Origin of the sequence: Polaribacter septentrionalilitoris (genome assembly GCF_009832745.1) — a bacterium.
In the GTDB taxonomy this organism is placed as follows: domain Bacteria; phylum Bacteroidota; class Bacteroidia; order Flavobacteriales; family Flavobacteriaceae; genus Polaribacter; species Polaribacter septentrionalilitoris.
In genome coordinates, this window is sequence record NZ_VRMJ01000033.1 from 449,637 (window position 1) to 472,545 (window position 22,909).

At 31.0% G+C, this 22,909-nt stretch carries 22 protein-coding genes; 18 read left to right on the plus strand and 4 right to left on the minus strand.

Translation table 11 applies throughout. From position 1 onward, the window contains the following. Positions 1-13 precede the first annotated feature (13 nt). Entirely contained in the window at positions 14-1,303 is a 1,290-nt protein-coding gene (locus FP421_RS09330; RefSeq protein ID WP_159949848.1) for an aminopeptidase P family protein, read from the minus strand. An 89-nt stretch (positions 1,304-1,392) separates the two neighbouring features. Then, positions 1,393-2,709, minus strand: a complete 1,317-nt coding sequence (locus FP421_RS09335) for a DEAD/DEAH box helicase (RefSeq protein ID WP_159949850.1) — start codon at positions 2,707-2,709, stop codon at positions 1,393-1,395. 153 nt (positions 2,710-2,862) lie between these two features. On the opposite strand from FP421_RS09335, the gene FP421_RS09340 reads away from it, so the two are divergent. Beyond that, a complete protein-coding gene (locus FP421_RS09340) occupies positions 2,863-5,691 on the plus strand; it encodes a WD40/YVTN/BNR-like repeat-containing protein (RefSeq protein ID WP_159949852.1) in 2,829 nt (942 codons plus the stop codon). Here the strand turns inward: FP421_RS09340 and FP421_RS09345 are convergent. Both FP421_RS09345 and FP421_RS09350 read right to left on the minus strand, forming a co-directional pair. Beyond that, positions 5,663-6,613 (minus strand): ABC transporter ATP-binding protein, encoded by a 951-nt coding sequence (locus FP421_RS09345; RefSeq protein ID WP_159949854.1) that lies wholly within the window; start codon positions 6,611-6,613, stop codon positions 5,663-5,665. The genes FP421_RS09340 and FP421_RS09345 overlap by 29 nt on opposite strands. Before the next feature lie 379 nt (positions 6,614-6,992). Beyond that, positions 6,993-9,152: a prolyl oligopeptidase family serine peptidase gene (locus tag FP421_RS09350; RefSeq protein ID WP_159949856.1), complete on the minus strand. Its 2,160-nt coding sequence runs from the start codon at positions 9,150-9,152 to the stop codon at positions 6,993-6,995. Positions 9,153-9,301: 149 nt separating this feature from the next. Here FP421_RS09350 and trxA point away from each other — a divergent pair, with 149 nt between their 5' ends. From trxA to atpA, 17 genes are all read left to right on the plus strand, one after another. Continuing rightward, on the plus strand, positions 9,302-9,661 hold the full coding sequence (gene trxA / locus FP421_RS09355) for a thioredoxin (protein ID WP_159949858.1): 360 nt from the start codon (positions 9,302-9,304) through the stop codon (positions 9,659-9,661). 404 nt (positions 9,662-10,065) lie between these two features. After that, the gene (locus FP421_RS09360; protein ID WP_159949970.1) at positions 10,066-10,404 is read left to right on the plus strand and encodes a PadR family transcriptional regulator; all 339 of its coding nucleotides are present in this window, start codon (positions 10,066-10,068) and stop codon (positions 10,402-10,404) included. A 1-nt stretch (position 10,405) separates the two neighbouring features. Further along, positions 10,406-11,059 (plus strand): hypothetical protein, encoded by a 654-nt coding sequence (locus FP421_RS09365; RefSeq protein WP_159949860.1) that lies wholly within the window; start codon positions 10,406-10,408, stop codon positions 11,057-11,059. A gap of 3 nt (positions 11,060-11,062) precedes the next feature. Further along, positions 11,063-11,737 (plus strand): hypothetical protein, encoded by a 675-nt coding sequence (locus FP421_RS09370; RefSeq protein ID WP_159949862.1) that lies wholly within the window; start codon positions 11,063-11,065, stop codon positions 11,735-11,737. Beyond that, on the plus strand, positions 11,734-12,435 hold the full coding sequence (locus FP421_RS09375; RefSeq protein ID WP_159949864.1) for a hypothetical protein: 702 nt from the start codon (positions 11,734-11,736) through the stop codon (positions 12,433-12,435). Before FP421_RS09370 ends, FP421_RS09375 begins: the two co-directional genes overlap by 4 nt. A 9-nt stretch (positions 12,436-12,444) precedes the next feature. Continuing rightward, the gene (locus FP421_RS09380; protein ID WP_159949866.1) at positions 12,445-13,152 is read left to right on the plus strand and encodes a hypothetical protein; all 708 of its coding nucleotides are present in this window, start codon (positions 12,445-12,447) and stop codon (positions 13,150-13,152) included. A gap of 48 nt (positions 13,153-13,200) precedes the next feature. Then, positions 13,201-14,667 carry a DUF5687 family protein gene (locus FP421_RS09385; protein WP_159949868.1) on the plus strand — a complete coding sequence of 489 codons (1,467 nt, stop codon included), beginning with the start codon at positions 13,201-13,203 and terminating at the stop codon, positions 14,665-14,667. A gap of 10 nt (positions 14,668-14,677) precedes the next feature. Further along, positions 14,678-15,373: an ABC transporter ATP-binding protein gene (locus tag FP421_RS09390; RefSeq protein ID WP_159949870.1), complete on the plus strand. Its 696-nt coding sequence runs from the start codon at positions 14,678-14,680 to the stop codon at positions 15,371-15,373. Positions 15,374-15,503: 130 nt separating this feature from the next. Beyond that, the gene (gene porW / locus FP421_RS09395; RefSeq protein WP_236548087.1) at positions 15,504-17,726 is read left to right on the plus strand and encodes a type IX secretion system periplasmic lipoprotein PorW/SprE; all 2,223 of its coding nucleotides are present in this window, start codon (positions 15,504-15,506) and stop codon (positions 17,724-17,726) included. Position 17,727: 1 nt separating this feature from the next. Next, positions 17,728-18,141, plus strand: coding sequence for a bactofilin family protein (locus FP421_RS09400; protein WP_159949872.1), 414 nt, complete (start codon positions 17,728-17,730; stop codon positions 18,139-18,141). Next, positions 18,107-18,325, plus strand: coding sequence for an AtpZ/AtpI family protein (locus tag FP421_RS09405; RefSeq protein WP_159949874.1), 219 nt, complete (start codon positions 18,107-18,109; stop codon positions 18,323-18,325). Before FP421_RS09400 ends, FP421_RS09405 begins: the two co-directional genes overlap by 35 nt. Further along, complete coding sequence (locus FP421_RS09410; RefSeq protein ID WP_159949876.1) at positions 18,318-18,707, plus strand: DUF6168 family protein; 390 nt, start codon at positions 18,318-18,320, stop codon at positions 18,705-18,707. Before FP421_RS09405 ends, FP421_RS09410 begins: the two co-directional genes overlap by 8 nt. Positions 18,708-18,789: 82 nt before the next feature. After that, positions 18,790-19,920 (plus strand): F0F1 ATP synthase subunit A, encoded by a 1,131-nt coding sequence (atpB, locus tag FP421_RS09415; protein WP_159949878.1) that lies wholly within the window; start codon positions 18,790-18,792, stop codon positions 19,918-19,920. Positions 19,921-19,956: 36 nt separating this feature from the next. Then, positions 19,957-20,145, plus strand: a complete 189-nt coding sequence (atpE, locus tag FP421_RS09420) for an ATP synthase F0 subunit C (protein ID WP_013993139.1) — start codon at positions 19,957-19,959, stop codon at positions 20,143-20,145. A gap of 96 nt (positions 20,146-20,241) precedes the next feature. Then, positions 20,242-20,742, plus strand: coding sequence for a F0F1 ATP synthase subunit B (locus tag FP421_RS09425; RefSeq protein WP_159949880.1), 501 nt, complete (start codon positions 20,242-20,244; stop codon positions 20,740-20,742). Positions 20,743-20,749: 7 nt separating this feature from the next. Further along, positions 20,750-21,307, plus strand: coding sequence for an ATP synthase F1 subunit delta (gene atpH / locus FP421_RS09430; protein ID WP_159949882.1), 558 nt, complete (start codon positions 20,750-20,752; stop codon positions 21,305-21,307). Positions 21,308-21,328: 21 nt separating this feature from the next. Then, a complete protein-coding gene (atpA, locus tag FP421_RS09435; protein WP_159949884.1) occupies positions 21,329-22,906 on the plus strand; it encodes a F0F1 ATP synthase subunit alpha in 1,578 nt (525 codons plus the stop codon). Positions 22,907-22,909 lie beyond the last annotated feature (3 nt).

The window sequence follows — 22,909 nt, forward strand, 5'->3', positions numbered from 1 at the left end:
AACCACTCTATGACTAGTTCATAATATCTTCAATTTCATCTGCTTCAATAGGTATATTTCCCATCAAATTAAAAGGTTCTCCCTGTTCTTGAATCACAACATCATCTTCTAATCTGATGCCAAAACCTTCATCTGGTATGTAAATTCCTGGTTCTACTGTAAACACATTATTGGCTTGCATTGGCTCATGTAATAAACCATAATCATGCGTATCTAAACCAATATGATGGCTTGTACCATGCATAAAATACTTTTTGTAAGCAGGCCAGTTTTTATCTTCATTTTGTACATCAGATTTGTCTAATAAACCTAGTTTTAGTAATTCTGATGTCATCAATTTACCAACTTCTACATGATATTCTTTCCAAATTGTACCAGGAACTAATAATTTTGTTGCTTCTTTTTTAACATAGTTTACAGCATTGTAAACCGCTTTTTGTCTATCTGTAAATTTACCAGAAACAGGCACAGTTCTAGACAAATCACTTGAGTAATTTGCATACTCTGCAGCTGTATCAAACAAAATTAAATCGCCATCTTTACATTGTTGATTGTTCTCTGTATAATGCAAAACATTGGCATTATTTCCTGAAGCGATGATTGGTGTATAGGCAAAACCTTTAGAACGATTTCTTACAAATTCATGTAATAATTCTGCCTCTATTTCGTATTCCCAAACACCAGGCTTTACAAAGTCTAAGATTCGTCTAAATCCCTTTTCTGTGATGTTACACGCTTGCTGCATTAAGTCTAACTCAATTTGGTCTTTTACAGAGCGTAAACTTTGTAAAATAGGATTACTTTTTGCCACAGAATGTGCGGGGTATTTTGCCAACAACCATTTTGAAAAACGATCTTCTCTGGTTTCAGTTTCTACATTAGCTCTATAATGTTCATTGGTGTTAATATAAAAGGTATCTGCATACGTAGACATTTCAAACAGCACTTTTTCTAAATCTTGCAGCCAATAAATGGTTTGTATTCCGCTGGTTTTAGTTGCAGCTTTTTTGGTTAGTTTTTCGCCTTCCCAAACCGAAATATGTTCGTTAGTTTCTCTAACAAACAACACTTCACGTAAATTTTCATTAGGAGAATCAGGAAACAAAAACAATACACTTTCTTCTTGATCTACACCACTTAAATAGAAAATATCTCTATGTTGTTCAAAGGGCATTGTACTGTCTGCACCAATAGGATAGATGTCATTAGAGTTAAAAACTGCTATACTTTTTGGCTTCATTTGTGCCATAAAGTTTTTACGATTTTTAATAAAAAGTTCTGAATTTATTGGGCGATATTTCATGTTGATTTCTATTTAGAATTCAAAGGTAAGAAATCTAAATGCTAACATAAAATGAGTTTTTTAAGCTGTCAAGAATTCATAAGAAAAAATTAAAAACGCTTTTTCTTAGGAGCACCTGTTCTCCCTCTTCCAGAAGTGCTGTTTGATTTATTTCCTTTAAAATGAGGTTTTCTTTTAGGTTTTTTGTTTTCAGTTGAATTTCTGCTTGAAGCTTTTTTCTTTTTACCAAAAGAACCTTTGCTCTGTGTTGCAGCTCTTTTAGGAGGAGTAGTATCTGTAGGTTCAAAACCCTTAACAATGGTAGAACTTAGTTTTTCTTTTAATAATTTTTCAATTTCTTTTTGATATTCAGTTTCTTCACTACATACCAAAGAAATGGCTTCACCTGCAGCTCCAGCTCTTCCTGTTCGTCCAATTCTATGCACATAATCTTCGGGTACATTAGGTAACTCATAATTTATTACGTGTGGCAATAACGGAATGTCTAAACCACGTGCTGCAATATCTGTAGCCACTAAAATTTTGATTGAATTTTCTTTGAAACTCTTCAATGCTTTTGTTCTTGCACCCTGACTTTTATTTCCATGAATTGCTGCTGCAGAAATCTTTGATTTTATCAATTTTTGAGTCAATCTATTGGCACCATGTTTTGTACGTGTAAAAATCAATACTTGATTCCAGTTGTTGTCTTTTATCAACTTAATCGTAAACTCTGTTTTTTTGCTTTTATCAACCTTGTAAACGTTATGCGTTACTTTCTTTGCGGTAGAATTTTGTGGTGCAGTCTCTACTGAAATAGGATTTCTTAAAATTCCTTCAGCTAACTTTTTAATATCTTTAGAAAAAGTCGCAGAAAACATCAAATTTTGACGTTTTGTAGGCATAAAACTGATAATTTTATTAATGTCTCTAACAAAACCCATATCTAACATTCGATCAGCTTCATCTAAAATCAACACATCAACTCGCTTAAAAGAAACTGCTTTTTGGTCGTGTAAGTCCAATAATCTTCCAGGAGTTGCGACTAAAATATCTACACCTCTCCGTAAAGTTGAAATTTGTGGTTTGGCATTAACGCCACCAAAAATTACAGCCGATTTAATATCTAAATACTTACTGTATTCTCTAACGTTGTCATAAACCTGTGCAGCTAGCTCTCTTGTTGGCGTAAGAACTAAAGCTCGTAAAGGTCTGTATTTTGGGTGTTTTGTTTCTGATAAATATTGTAAAACAGGTAATGTAAAACCAGCTGTTTTTCCAGTTCCTGTTTGTGCAGAAGCTAAAATGTCTTTACCTTCTAAAATATGCGGAATTGCTTTTTCTTGTATTGGAGAAGGTTTGGTATATCCTTTTTCTTCAACTGCTTTTAAAATGTTTTTGGATAAACCTAAATCTTGAAATGTCATAGAAATTTTTTAAGAATTCAGTTTTCTGTAACTCAATTCCGAGGTCAAAGATACACTCTTTAATTTTGGTTCTAAATCCTAAATTCTGTTAAAGATTTTGAAAATGATAATACAAGTGGTAATTTCATCATCTCAACTCAAACTTACCAACAAATGAAATCTTTTTTTCAAATTCTATTTTTTTGCTTTTCAACGTTAATTATTGCGCAAACTCCAACAAGTGCAGATAAAGTAAAACAATCTTTAGCACAAAAATCCAAGATGATGACATCGTCATTGGTTAAAAACGTAGAATTTACCAATATTGGACCAACTGTGATGAGTGGACGTGTAGCAGATATTGCTGTAAATCCAGACAATCCTATCGAATTTTATGTTGGTTATGCTTCAGGAGGTTTATGGTACACCAACAATAACGGAACTACTTTTACACCAGTTTCAGACAATTCTCCAACACAAAATATCGGTGATATTGCCGTGGATTGGAAATCTGGAACAATCTGGGTAGGAACTGGAGAAAAAAATTCATCACGTTCTTCGTATGCAGGAATTGGAATGCTAAAATCTACAGATAAAGGAAAAACATGGAATAATGTTGGTTTAACAGATTCGCATCATATTAGTAGAATTGTCATCAATCCTAATAATACGGATGAAGTCGTGGTAGGTGTAATAGGACATCTATATTCTTCAAACGAAGAAAGAGGTGTTTTTAAAACTACAGATGGAGGTAAGACTTGGACAAAATCTTTATTTATCAACCAAGATACAGGAGTTATAGATGTTGCTTTTGCTCCAGAAAATTTCAATACAATGTATGCAGCTTCTTGGGAAAGGGTTCGAAAAGCTTGGGACTTTGATGGTGATGGAAATAATTCTGCTATCTATAAGAGTACTGATGCAGGAAGTTCTTGGACAAAAATTTCTAATAAAAGCGGTTTTCCAGTAGGAGATGGTGTTGGTAGAATAGGGTTAGCGGTTTTTAATGAAAACACAGTTTATGCATTACACGATAGCCAATTTAGAAGACCAAAAATGAAAGATAAAAAAAAATCGGATGATTTAACAAAAGAAGATTTTAAAACAATATCAACTAATAACTTTTCTAAGTTATCTAATAAAAAACTAAATTCATATTTAAGAAATAACAGATTTCCTAGAAAGTATACTGCAGCAAGTGTAAAAGAAATGGTACGTGTTGGCTCTGTAAAACCAATAGATTTGGCAAGTTTTTTAGAAGATGCAAACTCTGTAATGTTTGACACTCAAGTTATAGGCGCAGAGGTTTTTAAAACAACCAATGGAGGAAAGTCATGGAAAAAAACACACAAAGGCTATTTAGATGGTGTGTACAGTTCTTACGGGTATTATTTTGGTGAAATTCGTGTCGATTTACAAGACGAAAACGGTATTTATGTGTTAGGTGTACCCATTATAAAATCTAAAGATGGTGGAAAAACATTTACATCAATCAGTAGAGAAAATGTCCACGCAGATCATCAAGCGTTATGGGTAAACCCTAAAAAATCTGGACATATTTTAAATGGAAATGATGGTGGTTTAAACCTGACTTATGATGATGGAGAAAGCTGGATTAAATTGAATGACCCTGCAGTTGGTCAATTTTATTCAGTTTATGCAGATAATCAGAAAAATTATAAAGTATATGGAGGTTTGCAAGACAATGGAGTTTGGGTTGCGTCTCATACTGCTAGAATCGATAAAGAATGGCATCAATCTGGTCAAAACCCTTATGAATCAATTATGGGTGGAGACGGAATGCAGGTACAAGTTGATGATAGGAATCCGAATATTGTATATACAGGCTCTCAATTTGGAAATTATTATCGTTTACATTTAGAAACTGAAGATTATAAGTACATTCAACCAAAACATACTTTAGGTGAAAATCCATATCGTTTTAACTGGCAAACACCAATTTTGTTATCAAAACACAACCAAGATATACTTTATTTAGGAGGCAATAAATTACACCGATCTTTAAACAAAGGTGATGACTGGGAAACCATTTCAGAAGATTTAACCACAGGAGGGAAAAAAGGAAATGTTGCTTACGGAACCTTAACTACTATTTCAGAAAGTCCCTTTCAATTTGGACTATTATATGTAGGTTCTGATGATGGATACATCAACCTAACAAAAAATGGTGGTGGTAGTTGGACACGTATTTCTAATAATTTACCACAGAACTTATGGGTTTCTAGAGTTGTGGCATCAAAATTTAAAAAAGAAAGAGTGTATGCAACTTTAAACGGATATCGTTTTGATGATTTTACACCTTATGTGTATATGTCTGATGATTATGGACAGACTTGGAAAAGTATTAGTAGTAATATACCAACATCTTCTGTAAATGTAATAAAAGAAGATTCAGAAAACCAAAATATCTTGTATTTAGGTACTGATAATGGAGTGTATATTACTTTTAACCAAGGAAATTCTTGGGAAGCATTTAGCAATAACTTGCCTAATGTTGCTGTGCACGATTTAGTGATTCAGCCTACTGCAAAACACTTAATAATAGGAACTCATGGACGTAGTTTGTATACAGCAAATATTGCCCCTTTACAACTAATGACAGAAGAGTTATTAGCCAAATCTACCCATATTTTTAAAGTAAATTCAATTAGAAAAAGTAGAAATTGGGGAAGGTCTTGGAGTCAATGGAGAGATGCTTATGAGCCAGAAATTACCATTCCTTTTTATACAGATTCAAACAGAAAAATTAGTGTTGCTATTTTTGCAGGAGATATAGAGGTAAACACATTTTATGTAAGTGCAGACAAAGGTTATAACGAAGTAAAATACGATGTTTCTTTTGCTAAAAAAGGAAAGAAAGCCTATGAAAAGGCTAACAAGAAAGTAAAGCTATTGAAATCTCAAAATGGTAAATATTATCTTCCTAAAGGAAAATATACTATTAAAATTGGTGCTAATCAAGGGGAGTTTGAAGTGAAATAGGTTCAATTTTTAAAGACACTTGTTTTTTAGAAGCTATATTTTGATCATGATTGAAGAACACTTTTTGATTGTCAAATTCAGCTTCTATTAACCAATACCAGCCTTTAAAATAAGCGTTTAAAACAGTGGCTTTTAGTTCTGATTTTTCAACAATTTTTAGTTGATGTGGATATAATAGATGTACTTTATTGTTGATGGTAATTTCGTTAACATCATCAAACAAAGCAGCAACATATTTTAATTTAGGGTTTTGATAAATAGATTTAGGAGAATCATTTACTAAGATTTTGTGATTATGAATCACAATCAATTTATCGGCAAAAGAAAGTGCATCGTTTTTGTCGTGAGTAGCAACAATACAAGCAATATTTTTTTCTTTTAAATACGAGAATAATCTACGCCTTAAATCGTTTTTTTTAAAGTTGTCTATTTGGCCAAAAGGTTCATCTAGCAAAAGTAATTCTGGTTCTTTTGCCAAAGCTCTAGCAATAGCAACACGTTGTTTTTGACCTCCACTTAAGTTTTTAACTTTAGTGTGCTCAAAAGCTTCTAATTGAATCACTTCTAACAATTCTTGTGTTCTGGCTTCACTTTCATCAGGATAAAAACGAGAAAGAAATTTTTTGATGTTTTCTGATACAGAAATATAAGGCATCAAATCAAAATCTTGAGCAACATATTTAAACTTTTCAAAACCAGGAACAAGATATTTCTCAGGTCCAAATACTTGTTCTTTTTTCCAAAAAATAGCACCTTTATTTAGGTCGAATAAACCATAAATTGCTTTTAATAAAGTAGATTTTCCACAACCACTTTCTCCCATGATACACAAATGTTCTCCCTGTTGTAAGGAAAAATTAAAATCTTTTAAAACAGGTTTTTTCTTGTTGTATTGAAAAGAAAGATTGTTCACTTTTAGCATGTTGCAAAAATAGGTTTTCTATTTTGAAATTGTTCTCGATACAATTTTTTTTGAAAAGCAAGAAAATTACTCGAACTGACAATTGGTTAATACATACGTCTGCGTTAGCGATTGAAACGGCATCCTTTTTTGAAGAATGAAAAAAAGATATAGTGAAAAGCGCGACCTTTAGGTAACGCCCAACTTATCGATACAATTTTTCTTATTCTTCAAAAAATTACTTGAAGTGACAAAAAAGAAAAACCGACACAAATCTGTATCGGTTTTATAGTTTAACTTTATTTGAAACGATTGTCATTTCGACTGAAATGGAGAAATCTTACCATGAGATTTCTTTACTCCACTTCGTTACTTTCGAAATGATACTCAATTAATTTTTCTAAGATTTAATTTTACTTTTTGGAGGATTTGGCAACTGATCAAAACCCATATTAAATAATGTAAATCCGAAAATGTCTGAATATTGCTCTATAGTTTTAGCAACAGGCGTTCCAGCTCCATGACCTGCATTGGTTTCTATTCTAATTAATGTTGGATTATTTCCTGTTTGTTTTGCTTGCAATTCTGCTGCAAATTTAAAACTATGTGCAGGCACAACCCTGTCATCATGATCTCCTGTGGTTACTAGCGTAGCAGGATACTCAACACCTTCTTTTACATTATGTACTGGCGAATATCCTTTTAAATAATCGAACATTTCTTTGCTATCTTCTGCTGTTCCATAATCATATGCCCAACCTGCTCCTGCAGTAAATGTGTGGTAACGCAACATGTCTAAAACTCCAACAGCAGGCAATGCTACTTTCATTAATTCTGGTCTTTGCGTCATTGTTGCACCAACTAATAATCCACCATTAGACCCACCTCTTATGGCTAAATAGTCTGATGAGGTGTAGTTGTTTTCGATTAAGTATTCTGCTGCTGCAATAAAATCGTCAAACACATTTTGTTTTTTTAATTGAGTTCCTGCATCGTGCCATTTTTTACCATATTCTCCACCACCACGTAAATTAGGAACTGCATACACACCACCTTGTTCCATCCAAACTGCATTTGCAATACTAAAACTTGGTGTTAAACTGATGTTAAACCCTCCATAACCATATAAAATGGTTGGGTTTTTACCATTTAATGCTACGCCTTTTTTATGTGTAATAATCATAGGAACTTTTGTACCATCTTTAGAGGTGTAAAAAACTTGTTTGCTTGTATACGCATCAGAATTAAAATCTACAGTAGGTTTCCAATAAGATTCAAACGTTCCGTCTTTTGGGTTGAATTTATACAAAGAACCTGGTGTGCTATAATTTGTAAAAGAAAAATACAATTCTTTAGCATCTGTTTTTCCTCCAAAACCACCAGCAGAACCTACTCCTGGTAATTTTACTTCTCTAATTAGCTTTCCGTTAAAATCATATTGTAAGACTTTTGAAACAGCATCTACCATATATTCTGCAAAGAAATAACCAGCACCAGTTGAAGGACTCAACACATTTTCCGTTTCAGGAATAAAATCTTGCCAGTTTTCTGGGGTAGGATTAGCAGCATCAACTGTAACTACTTTTTGATTTGGCGCATTTAAATTTGTTTGAAGAAACAATTTACTTCCTCTATTATCAATAACATAAGTATCACTTTTTACATCATTTAAAACTGTGACTAATTTACTGTTTGATTTTGATAGGTCTTTGATGAATAACTTGTTTCCAGAAGTAGAAACAGAAGCGGTAATAACCAAATATTTATTGTCTTCTGTGATGTAACCACCAACATATCTGTGTTTTTCTGAAGGAACTGCTCCAAAAATAACAGCATCTTCTTTTTGAGAAGTACCTAATTTATGGTAGTACAATTTATGTTGATCTGTTTTTGCAGACAACTCACTTCCTTTTGGTTTATCATAACTAGAATAATAGAAACCTTCGTTTTTGTACCAAGAAATTCCTGAGAACTTTACATCAACCAAAGTATCTTCTTTGATGGTTTTTGATTCAGCGTCCATGACAATAATTTTTCTCCAATCAGAACCACCTTCAGAAATAGCGTATGCAGCTGTTTTGCCGTCTTTAGAAAAACTTAACGAACCCAAAGAGGTTGTTCCATCTTCAGAAAATGTATTTGGATCTAAGAAAACCTCTGCATCACCATCGCCTTTTTTACGATAGACTACATATTGATTCTGTAAACCATTATTTTTATAAAAATACGTGTAATCACCTTCTTTAAAAGGTCTACCAACCTTCTCATAATTCCATAATTCCGACAAACGAGATTTTAATTGTTCTCTGTAAGGAATTTTGCTCAAGTAATTGAAAGTAACTTCGTTTTCAGCTTTTACCCAAGCTTCTGTTTCTGTACTTCTGTCGTCTTCTAACCATCTGTAATTATCTGTTACAGCAGTTCCAAATAAGGTGTCTACAACCGGTTTTTTTGTAGTTTCTGGATAATTCACGTTTATATTTCTTTGTTTGATTTCTTCTTTACAAGAGACTAAAATAGCACTTGCTATAAGAATAGGTAAGATGATTTTGTTTTTCATTTCTAATAAAATTTGATTTTACTCAAAATTAGATGTTATTTAACATATTATCAGGTATTTAACATTTTTTAACGTTTGAATTTTCATATTGATGTTGATTTGTAATTTGAGACAAATAAAAACGACTATTTTTGTGAAAATTATTTATTATGACAGAAAATTTAACAAAAGAAAGCTTCTTAAAAAAGGTGTTTAACTTTGAAGAAAATAAGGAATGGAAATTTGAGGGAGATAAACCTGCATTAATTGATTTTTATGCAGATTGGTGTGGGCCATGTAAAATGTTAGCGCCAGTTTTAGAGCAACTTTCTAAAGAGTATGAAGGTAAAATAGACATTTATAAAATTGATACTGAAGCAGAACAAGAATTATCTGCTGCATTTGGCATTAGAAGTATTCCGTCTATGTTGTTTTGTCCTAAAGATGCAGAACCACAAATGGCTAATGGAGCTTTGCCAAAAGCAGATTTAGAACGTATTATTGCTGAAGTTTTAAAAGTGACAAAATAATACTTTAGTAACCTTTTAATTAAATCTAAAAATCCTGAAAGTAAATTTTCAGGATTTTTTTTATCAAAAAAAAAATATACATAAGAATCTAATGTATAAGAAAATTATGTATATATTTGTAGAAGAGATGTTATTGCGAACAAAGTGAAGTAATCTGTACATTTAAAATAGAGATTGCTCGGTAAACTCGCAAGGACAAGTTTTAATTGTCAGTTCGAGTGAATTTGAGAAATTATCTTCAATAAAAATGGATTTTTATTGAAGATAGCAAGCGTAGCTTAACAAATTTGTATCAAGAACACACAAAACTTCTCGATACAATTTCGATTAAAAAATCGAAATCACTCGAAGTGACAGGAAAACAATTACACATTTCAACAATTAAACGATTACACATCAACAAAATGGGAAATCAGAAATTATACAAAGGATCTTTACAAACCATCATTTTAAAATTATTAGAAACGAATGATAAAATGTATGGCTACGAAATCACACAAAAAGTAAAAGAACTCACCAAAGGCGAATTAAAAATCACAGAAGGCGCTTTGTACCCAGCATTGCACAAGTTAGAAGCAGATGGTTTGCTAGATGTTGAGGTTGCAAAAGTGGGCAACAGACTTAGAAAATATTACAAACTCACAGAAAATGGAACTAAAGAAACTGCGAATAAGTTAGAAGAAATGCAAGAGTTTTTAAAGACGATGCAACATTTGGTGAATCCTAAATTTAGTTTGGAGTAGTATGGAATTAACAACAAAACAAATACAAAATGTACAAGACTATTTAACATCTAAAAACTTCGATTTTATAGATTTAAAAGATGAAATTTTAGATCATATAATTTCTGATGTTGAAAGTTTTATGCAAAAAGGCAATACTTTTGAAGAGGCTTTTGCAAGAGTTAAAATACGTTGGGAAAAACATTTTAGAGAAACCTCTAGTTTCTTTTTTGGTATGTTGTATTCCAATTCTAAAATTGTTGTAAACAAAGCAGTAAAGCAGTTTAAATACTTCTACTTTTTATATTTAGCTGCATATATTTTACCAGTTGTATTTTTAAAAGTAATACCAATACAAGTTTCTAAAGGCTTTGCAAATTCTATAAATGGCTTATTATCGGGTTTTACATTTCCTGTGCTGATTTATATAGGCTTCATTATTTTTAAAATAATTCAACTTAAACAAAAAACAACCTATAGTTTTATTTTAAAAACTCAATTTTTTGGAACAATATTTTTAATATTAGGCGTTTTTGTTGGAAGTGTTTTTAAAGAAAATGGTGAAATAAATCCTGTGTTTACAGGCTTTGTTTGTGCTGGTTTTACAGTAGGATACATTTGTCATCACTTCTTCAAAAAACACAAAGAAGTAGTTACAAAATATCAAATTTCATAAGCTATGGAATTAACAAAAGAACAAATAAAGCATATAGATCATCGTTTAGAAAATGAAGGCATCAAATATTGGGACATCAGAATAGAACTATTAGATCATGTGGTTTCTGATGTTGAAAAAAGATTAGAAACAGGAGAAGATTTTAAAAAAGCAGTACATAAATCTTTTATTGGTTTAGGTTGGAAAGGGACTTTCTCTCATGTTAATACTCAAGGTTGGAAAAACACCAATAAATTTTATAGGAGAATGTATCTTAAGGGTTTTATAGATTTTTTTAAAAACCTAAAAAATGTAATGATATTCATTAGTTGTTTTTTTGCTTATTATTACATTTCTTCAGTTTTAGAATTAAAACTATTTGTAAAATTTAGTTATGTATTATTTATAATTCCTACACTCATTTTTTTCTATGAATCTTATACTATTTGGAAAAAAAAATATGGTAAATCAGTCCATAAACAATATGGTTTGCATTACATTATTTCAACAACTCTATTATTTCAAATAGTAATGCTTTCTTTAAAGCCTGAAGGAGTATTTTCAGTTCCAACAGAATATCACAAATTCATACTTTTTGTTTTAATTCCTGTACATCTAATTTTTACTTATTCTGGATATAAAGTTTACAAAAAAGCAATTGCTAGAGTTGAAAAAATGAGAAATCAATTATTGTCATGAAAATAACCCAAAATCACATAAAAGAACTCTACAAATTCACAAGAAAACATTATGTAGAATATTATGATGTGCAAACAGAATTGGTTGATCATTTAGCTAATGATATTGAGCAAATTTGGGAAGAACATCCCAACCTTTCTTTTGAAGATGCCAGAGACAAATCCTTTAAAAAATTTGGAATTTTTGGTTTTATGGATGTGGTACAAGCTAAAGAACGGCAAATGACAAAAAAATATCTTAAAACCATTTTAAAGTTTGCCAAAGAGTGGTTTCAGTTACCAAAAATAGTTTTAACAATCAGTTTACTTTTTGGCTTTTACCAATTACAAAAATTAACAAGTGCTTATTATGTATATGCCGCTGTTTTTGGAGTCGTTATTCTTTTAGAAATAATTGTATTAATTAGAAATAGTAGAAAATTAAAAAAGAACTATAAAGAAACAGGCAAAAAATGGATGTTTCAAAAAATTATTTCAATAAATGGAATAGGAAATTCTGCCTTAATCCTTTTTTATCTTTACGATTTCATTCTTCCTGATAGCACAAAAGATTTTTTATTAATGGGGGATTTTAGAAAAGCACTCTCTGCTATATTAATTACTTTTTTAGTAATATTTGGCTATATAACCTTGGTTGTTATTCCTAAAAAAGCAGAACAATTGCTACAAGAAACCTATCCAGAATACAAATTCGTTTAATTTTTATTGATGAAATTATCAGAAATACAAATAGAAAATTTATACAAATTCACAAGACAACATTACGTGTATCATTATGATGTACAAACAGAATTGGTAGATCATTTGGCAAACGATATAGAGCAAATTTGGGTAGAACATCCCAACCTTTCTTTTGAAGATGCCAGAGACAAATCGTTTAAAAAATTTGGCATTTTTGGTTTTATGGATGTTATTGAAGCCAAACAAAAACAAATGAATAAGCGTTATTGGAAAATTATTTGGCGTTTTACAAAAGAATGGTTTACAGTACCTAAAGTAGTTACAACTATGCTTATTTTTCTTGGGTTCTTTTTTGCTTTTCAGATTCCATATTCAGAGTATCTTTTTTTAGCAACACTTTTAATATTAATTACTTTTGAGATGATTGCAGTTTACAGAATAAGAAAAGAACACAAACAGAAAGAAAAAAAAGAAGAAAAAATATTTCTTTTAGAAGCTATGCTTGGAACTACTAAAAACGGTTTTACAGGTGTAACATTTATCAATTTATTTAATTTTATTCATTTAACTAGATTTAATTTTTCTAGCTTAAATATCTATTGGCTCATATTAATTTCTTCAGTAATTACATTTTTATGTATTATTTTTTACGTTTCAAATTATGTTTTACCTCAAAAAGCCCAAGAATTGTTGCAAGAAACCTATCCAGAATATAAAATGGTAAAAAATTTGTAACAAAAACCAAAATCAAACAACTAATTACCAACTAAACAAACCAAGTATATGATTTCACATTTTTTAAAGTTAGAATGGAAACAATTTTTTAGATCTTCTTCTTTTGGTAAAAGTATTGGTGCTAAAATTCTAATTGGGTTTTTTGCTGTGTACTTTATCCTTATCTTTTTAGGGTTGGGATTTGGTGGCTTTTTTGCACTAAAAGAAATGTATCCAGAAAAAGATCCTTTAGTACTAGTCAATTCATTTTTACTATTTGCCATTACTGGCGATTTGATGTTTCGGTATTTAATGCAGAAACTACCAGTAATGAATATCAAACCAATGTTGCTCTTACCTATTAAAAAGAAAACCATTGTCAATTATGTATTGGTAAAATCGTCATTCTCATTTTTTAATATCATGAGTTTGTTTTTTTACATTCCTTTTTCAGTGGTATTAATAAAAGAAGGTTATGATACAAATGGTGTTTTAGGATGGTTGTTTCTAATGATTTTACTTGTACAATGTATCAACTTTTTAAACTTCTTAGTCAATAAAAACAATATTGCTTTTGGAGTAATGATAGCCATTTTATTAGGAGGATTTTTGGTTCAGCGTTATGAAATTTTCAATCTAGCTGGTTATGTTGGGCAAGGTTTCGACTTTATTTATCAGAATCCTATTTACAGTTTAGTTAGTATTATTGTACTTGCGGTTTTATATCAGTTAAACTACAAACAATTAAGAAGTCAAGTATACTTAGATGAAGCCATTGCAACTAAAGTAAAAGAAGTAAATTCATCAGATTTATCGTGGTTAAACAGATTTGGAGATGTTGCACCATTTATGAAAAACGATCTGCGACTCATCACCAGAAATAAGCGTACAAAATCATCATTTTTTATATTGATTATTGGGTTGTTTTACGGTTTGTTCTTTTATCCTCAGCCTGTTTATGCAGATAAAGAATTTTTCTATGCATTTATTGGTGTGTTTTCAACAGGTACATTTTTAATCAATTTCGGACAATTTATTCCTGCTTGGGATAGTGGATATTATAACATGTTAATGAGTCAGAATTTTAAATACGAACGTTATTTAAAATCTAAATTTACATTAATGAGCGCAAGTGTTGTTATTTTATTTGTTCTAGGTATTCCTTATGTTTATTTTGGATGGAAAATCTTAGTAGTGCATTTTGCTGCTGCGATTTATAATATTGGAGTTAATACACACGTAATTATGTATGGAGGTGCTTTTAACAGAAAGAAAATAAATTTGGATGAAAAAGCAGCTTTTAATTATCAAGGAACAGGAGCTGTACAATGGTTAATTGGTATTCCACTAATGATTTTACCAATGGGGATTTTTGCCTTACTAAATTGGCTAGTAAATTTCGAAATTGCAGTAATTGTTTTGGCAGGACTTGGTCTTATTGGTCTGGGCTTCCATAAAAAATTAATGATGGCAATTACTAAAAAATATGTTGCGTCTAAATACAAAATGATTCACTCTTTTAAACAAGAAAACTAACACACAAACAATGATACACACTACAGAAATTTCAAAAAAATACGGTAAAACCGAAGTTTTAAATATAGATGCATTAGAGATTCCTACAGGTCAAAGTTTTGGTTTAGTTGGAAATAACGGAGCAGGAAAAACTACTTATTTTAATATTTTATTAGATTTAATTAGACCAACATCTGGTGCAATTACCAATCATGATATTGTGGTAAGCAAAAGTGAAGAATGGAAAAACTTTACAGGTTCTTTTATTGATGAATCTTTTTTAATAGGATACTTAACTCCAGAAGAATATTTCGATTTTATTGGCGATTTAAGAGGAATGAATAAAGCTGATGTTACCAAATTTTTAGGGCAGTTTGATGAGTTTTTTAACGAAGAAATCTTAGGAAAGAAAAAATATTTAAGAGATTTAAGTAAAGGAAATCAGAAAAAAGTAGGCATTGTTGCTGCAATGATGGGAAATCCACAAGTAGTAATTCTAGATGAGCCTTTTGCAAACTTAGATCCAACTACTCAAATTAGACTGAAAAAAATCATTAAAGATTTAGCAGAAAATAAAGAAATTACGGTGTTGGTTTCAAGTCACGATTTAACACATGTAACCGAAGTTTGTGAGCGAATAGTAGTTTTAGACAAAGGAAATGTGGTAAAAGACATTAAAACATCATCAGAAACTTTAAAAGAATTAGAAAGCTATTTTTCTGTATAACTAGTCGATTCTTATTTTATTACTATTTTTACACTCTTATTTATACTATTTTTCTTAGAAAGTAGTTGTAAATAAGAGTTTTTTATTTTCTTAGCTTTTTCAAAAAAGTGGTTTAATCAATATTATTTGTGTGAAATACACCAAAAAAATAGTTTTTATAGCAGTTGCTTTTGTCCTTTTGTACTCTTGTAGTTCCAGAAAAGACACTGTAATTAACAGAAATTGGCATTCGTTAAATACCAAGTTTAATGTCTTGTTTAACGGAAAACTATCTTTTGATAAAGGATTACAATCTATAAATGATCAATACAAAGACGATTGGTTTCAGCAATTACCAATTGAACCTATAGAGTTTACTGAAGATAAAATTGAAGTCCCAAAATTTAATAACTCAGGAATGGGAGCTGGTTTTGGAGGCAATGAAACCGAAGAAAAAAAAGCATCTACACCTTTTGGAATTGCAGAAGAAAAAGCCGTAAAAGCAATTCAAAAACACGGAATGAACATCAATGGTATTGAACGTAATAGTCAAATTGATGAAGCTTATTTATTATTAGGTAAATCACGTTATTACGAGCAACGTTTTATTCCTGCTATTGAGGCGTTCAACTACATTATTGCAAGTTATCCGTATGCAAGTTTAATTAATGAAACTAAGATTTGGAGAGCCAAAGCCAATATTAGAAATGATAATGAAGAATTGGCAATAGAATCTTTAAAGTTACTGTTAGAAATTCGTGATGGGTTAGAAGAAGATTTGCCAGAAGAAATTAAAGAACAAGCCCACACTGCTTTGGCAATGGCGTATGTAAAAACTGATAGTTTACAAAAAGTAAAAGAGCATTTAATTAAAGCCACAAAAACGTTAAACAATAAGAATCAAGGAGCAAGAAACTTGTTTGTTTTGGGGCAGATTTACGGTTCAGAAAACAAAAAGGATTCTGCATTGTATGTGTTTAACAAACTCATTAACTTTAAAAAAGCACCATATAAATACAAAATGCACGCAAATATAGAGTTGGCTAAAAATTCTACAAACGATTCTACATCAGCAGCAATTTTGTTAAAAATGCAAGACCTAATAGAGGTAAGAGAAAATAGACCTTACTTAGATGAGTTGTATTTTCAAGTTGGGTATTTGTACGAAAACAAAGACAGCATCAATTTAGCAATTGATTATTATAATAAATCATTAAGAGCAGACGCAGGTGGTGATAAACAAAAAACATTCACTTACGAAAGATTAGGGAATCTAAAGTTTGAAAACTCAGAGTATTTGCTTGCAAGTTCTTATTATGATAGCCTTTTAACTGTAGCTAAAGATACCTTAAGTTTAAGAATAAGACGTATTAAACGTAAACGTAAAAACTTATCATCTTTGATTCAATTTGAAAACACCGTTACACAAAACGATAGTATTATTAGAATTGCATCTATGTCTAAAGATGCGCAAAAACTATATTTTCAAAATTATATAGATAGCATCAAAAAAAGAGATGAAGAGTTGGCACAATTAAGGCTCAATCAACAAGCATTTGGCAATTCTTTTGGTGGCAGTTCATTACAAACAAATACTAAAGGAAAATGGTATTTCTACAATCCACAGTCCTTAAATTTTGGAAAAACCGAGTTTATTAAAGTTTGGGGAAATAGAAAATTAGAAGATGATTGGAGATGGTCTTCTAAATTAGATATTCGTAGCTCAAAAGATTCTACTCAAGTTGCTCAACAAAGTTCGCGATACGATTTGGCGAGTTATATTGAGAAAATCCCTACAGATCAAAAAGTAATTGATACCTTAAAGTTAGATAGAAATCAAGCTTTGTATGAGTTAGGTGTAATCTATAAAGAGCAATTTAAAGACCCCAAATTAGCAATTAAACGACTGGAGAGAGTGTCAAAGCTAAATTCTAAGAAAGAATTAATTTTACCTATTAACTGGCATTTATACCAAGCCTACCAAACTATTGGCGATAAAGTAGCATCAGAAAAACACAAAAATTTTATTTTAACTAACTACTCAGATACCAAATTTGCACAGATTATTAAAAATCCAGGTAAACCAATTGAAGAAGAAGTTACTGTGAATGAAGTTGAAACCAAATACAAAGAAATTTACTATTTATACAAAGAAGATAAGTTCGAAGAAACCGTTGCAAAAATTGATGAAATTCTACCAACAATTCAGAATTCAAAATTAATTCCTAAATTTGAACTCTTAAAGGCTTATGCTATAGGTAAATATAAAGACCAAGAAACCTATAAAGTTGCAATGAATTTTGTAGCAGTAAGTTATGGAAATACTGAAGAAGGAAAGAAAGCAAAAGAGATAGTAAAACGATTAACTAAGTAAAATGTTCAGTAGTAAAGAAAATAAAAATCAAAAACCTAAAGTTATGGAAAGAAATGTTGTAGCTAAAAACACAACAATTGTAGGTGATATTAAATCTGATGGTGATTTTAGAATTGATGGAACTTTAGAAGGAACATTAATAACTAATGGAAGAGTTATTATTGGTGCAGAAGGACTAATTAAAGGAAAAGTAGAAGCTGCCAATGCAGATATTGAAGGGAAATTTTCTGGAGAATTATTTGTATCTAATACCTTAACTATTAAAACAACTGCAGATATTTCTGGAGATGTTGTTATTGGAAAGCTATCTGTAGAACCAGGAGCATCTTTCAATGCAACCTGTGCAATGAAAGGCGCTATAAAAGAACTCAACTCATCTAATGAGCAAAAAAGACCCACAGAAAAAACCGCTTAATAAAGCTTTACAACTTTCAGGAGCAGGTTTGCAAATGGGGTTAACCATTTATTTGGGTTTTTTATTAGGAAAATGGTTAGATCAAAAATTTGAAACCTCCTTTTTAACAGAAACTATTACGCTTATCGCCATTTTTTTAGCAATGTATTCGTTAATTAAACAAGCCAATAAAATTAATGATTAAAAGTATATTCGTATTTTCAGTTGTTTTCTTTTTTTTGTTTTTAATTAGCTTTTCAATACATGAATATTATATCGATAATCAAGAAATAATTTTACCATTTTCATTAAAGAAAGTGTACCTGTTTCACTTAGGGGTTTCACTACTTATTTGCACCAATTTTTTACTACTTTCAACTGTTCATAAAATTTTTGAACAATTAGGTTTTATCTATTTAGGCACTATTGTATTAAAGTTGATTCTTTTTTCTTTAATCTTTTATAAATCAATATTTACGGAAGAAGAATTAACTTTTGCTGCAAGAATCTCTTTATTTATTCCTATGATTGTATTTTTATCAACAGAAGCCTTTTTTGTGGTTAAAATTTTGAATAAAAAACAATAAGAATCAAATAGCTAAAAAAAAGGTTTGTGGTTTTGAATTAATGATTTACTTTTGCACGGAATTTAGAAAGCGTATTTTTACAATGAAGATTGCACAAAAAACAATCAAGTTTCTTTTAATAGCAGCAATTACCTTGTTTACTTCAGCAAGTTTTGCTTCAGGATCTGATAAAAAGCACGATAACCAAAATGATGGTGGGCGTGTAAATACGAAAGAAGAAGTAGAAGCTTACATTCTACATCACATTAAAGATTCTCACGATTTTTCTTTATTTTCTTACACAAGTAATGGTGAAAGAAAACACGTTGGATTTCCATTACCAGTAATTTTGTGGACAAGTGAAGGTTTGGTAACTTTTATGTCTTCAGAGTTTCACCATAATGATGATGGGCATGTTATTGTAGAGAAAAACGGATTAAAATTCGCGAAAGTTCATTCTAAAATTTACGAACTTGATAATGGTGCTTCATCTATTAATTTTGATGAGACTCATCACCCAACAAACGCACACAAAACATTAGACTTTTCAATAACTAAAAGTGTTGTTGGTATCTTATTAATTGGATTATTGTTGTTATTCTGGTTTTCTAGATTGGCAAAACAATACAAAACAAAGAAAATTCCTACAGGATTTGCAAGAGTATTAGAGCCTTTAGTAATTTATGTTCGTGATGAAATTGCAAGACCTAATATTGGTGACAAACACTACAGAAGATTTACAGGCTATTTATTAACGGTATTTTTCTTTATTTGGGTATTAAACCTAGCAGGTTTAACTCCATTAGGTTTTAACGTTACAGGACAATTAGCAGTCACAGGTTGTTTGGCAATTTTTACATTAATAATTTATACAGTAAGTGGTAATAAAGATTATTGGATGCACATGATTTGGATGCCAGGTGTTCCAGTATTAATTCGTCCAGTTTTGGCAATCATAGAATTGGCTGGTGCGTTATTAATTAAACCATTTTCATTATTAGTACGTTTGTTCGCAAACATTTCAGCAGGTCATATTGTGGTAATGAGCTTAATTGCAATTATGTTTACACTTAAAGAATCTCTAGGGGTTGTAGGTGCAACAGGATTGTCTTTAGTATTATCATTTTTTATAACATTAATTGAGGTTTTAGTGGCTTTTTTACAGGCTTATATCTTTACAATGCTTTCAGCATTATTTATTGGTATGGCAGTAGCAGAACACGAGCATCATTAATACAAATTTGTTTAATTTAATAAAAATACATTTATTATGTACAATTTAATTGGAGCAGGATTAATCGTAATCGGAGCAGGAATTGGGCTAGGTCAAATTGGTGGAAAAGCAATGGAAGGTATTGCTCGTCAACCTGAAGCAACTGGTAAAATTCAAACAGCAATGATTATTATCGCTGCATTATTAGAAGGTTTAGCATTTGGGGCATTATTCTTAGGAAAATAATCCAAACAGAAACAAAAAATAGCTTTCTGTAACGGTTGGTTACAGAAGCTGTTTTTAATTAAACAAAAAGAAAAAAACATATAATTAGTTTATAGAATGGAAACTTTATTAAACGATTTTTCACCGGGGTTATTTGTAGTGTCTACAATTTTATTATTGGCCTTAATTGGTTTGATGGTGAAATTTGCATGGAAACCAATCTTAAATTCTTTAGAAGAAAGAGAATCTGGTATTGAAGATGCATTAGCAGCTGCAGAAAATGCACGTAAAGAAATGCAAAACTTAACTGCTGATAATGAAAGATTAGCAAAAGAAGCAAGAGCAGAGCGTGATGCAATGATGAAAGAAGCAAGAGATATTAGAGATAAAATGATTGCTGAAGCTAAAGATGATGCCAAAGAGGTAACAACTAAATTAATTGAAACTGCACAAGCTTCAATTCAGCAAGAAAAGCAAGCTGCATTAGCAGAAATTAAAAAGAATGTTGCAGAATTGTCTATTGGTATTGCAGAATCTGTAATTAAAAAAGAATTATCAAATAAGAAAGATCAACTAGAATTAGTTGAAGGAATCTTAAAAGATGTTACTTTAAACTAACAAAAGCATGAAAGACGCAAGAGCAGCATTACGTTATGCAAAAGCAATCTTAAATCTTGCTAAAGATTCTAAAGAAGAAACTGCAGTAAATAACGATATGTTATTCATTGATAAAACAATTTCTGAAAATGACGAATTTGAAGTAATGTTAAGAAGCCCTATTGTTAAAATTTCTGATAAAATAAATGTTTTAAATGCATTGTTTAAGGGGAAAGTAAACAATATTACTCTTGGCTTATTTCATTTATTGGAAGACAATAAAAGAATAGCAATGTTGCATGCTGTTGCAAAACAATATGCAATTATATATGACTTTGATAAGCATATGCAAGTTGCAAAAGTAACCACAGCTGTTCCATTGTCTAAAGAAATAGAAGCACAAGTTTTAGCTAAAATTGTTGCTTTAACAGGAGAAAAAGCAAATTTAGAAAACGAAGTAAATGAATCTATCTTAGGTGGGTTTGTTCTACGTGTAGGAGATGTCGAGTATGATGCAAGTATCTCTAATTATTTAAACGAATTGAAAAAGGAATTTGACAACAGTCATTTTATTCCAAAAATTTAATTATACATCAAATTATAAAAGATGGCAAGTATTAAACCAGCTGAAGTATCAGCAATTTTAAAACAACAGTTAACAAATTTCGAGGCAAAAGCTACTTTAAACGAAGTAGGAACTGTTTTACAAGTAGGAGATGGAATTGCTCGTGTTTACGGTCTTTCTAATGTTCAATATGGTGAATTAGTAGAATTCGAAAACGGATTAGAAGGTATTGTATTAAACTTAGAAGAAGACAATGCAGGTGTTGTATTATTAGGAGCTTCTACTTCTGTTAGAGAAGGTTCTACAGTAAAACGTACAGAACGTATTGCTTCTTTAAGAGCAGGTGAAGGAATTGTAGGTAGAGTTGTAGATACTTTAGGAAACCCAATAGATGGTAAAGGACCAATTTCTGGTGAAACTTATGAAATGCCTTTAGAGCGTAGAGCTCCTGGGGTTATTTATAGAGAACCAGTAACAGAACCATTACAAACAGGTATTAAATCTATTGATGCAATGATTCCTGTAGGTAGAGGTCAACGTGAGTTGATTATTGGAGACCGTCAAACAGGTAAATCTACAGTTGCTATTGATACCATCTTAAATCAAAAAGAATTTTACGATGCTGGTGAGCCAGTATATTGTATCTATGTAGCTATTGGTCAAAAAGCATCTACTGTTGCAGCTATTGCAAACATGTTAGAAGAAAAAGGCGCTTTAGCATATACTACAATCGTAGCAGCAAATGCATCAGATCCTGCAGCAATGCAAGTATATGCACCATTTGCTGGAGCTGCAATTGGAGAATATTTTAGAGATTCTGGTAGACCAGCTTTAATTATTTATGATGATTTATCTAAACAAGCTGTTGCATACCGTGAAATTTCTTTATTATTAAGAAGACCTCCAGGACGTGAGGCATATCCTGGTGATGTATTTTACTTACACTCAAGATTATTAGAGCGTGCTGCAAAAGTAATCAACGATGATAAGATTGCAAGCGAAATGAATGACTTACCAGAGTCATTAAAACCTTTAGTAAAAGGTGGAGGTTCGTTAACTGCACTACCAATTATCGAAACACAAGCAGGTGACGTATCAGCATATATTCCAACAAACGTAATTTCGATTACAGATGGACAAATTTTCTTAGATGGAGATTTATTTAACTCAGGTGTTCGTCCAGCAATTAACGTAGGTATTTCTGTATCTCGTGTTGGTGGTAACGCTCAGATTAAATCAATGAAAAAAGTATCTGGTACTTTAAAATTAGATCAAGCTCAGTTCCGTGAATTAGAAGCGTTTGCAAAGTTTGGTTCTGATTTAGATGCTGCTACAATGAGCGTTATTTCTAAAGGACAACGTAATGTTGAAATTTTAAAGCAAGCTCAAAATGATCCTTACGCAGTAGAAGATCAAGTAGCAATTATCTATGCAGGTTCTAAGAACTTATTAAAAGATGTTCCAGTAGAGCAAGTAAAGAAATTCGAAAAAGATTATATCGATTACTTAAACGCAAAACATAGAGATACTTTAGATGTATTGAAATCTGGTAAATTAACTCCAGAAGCAATTGCAGTATTAGAAGCAGCAGCTAAAGAAATTTCTACTCATTTTGCATAAAAA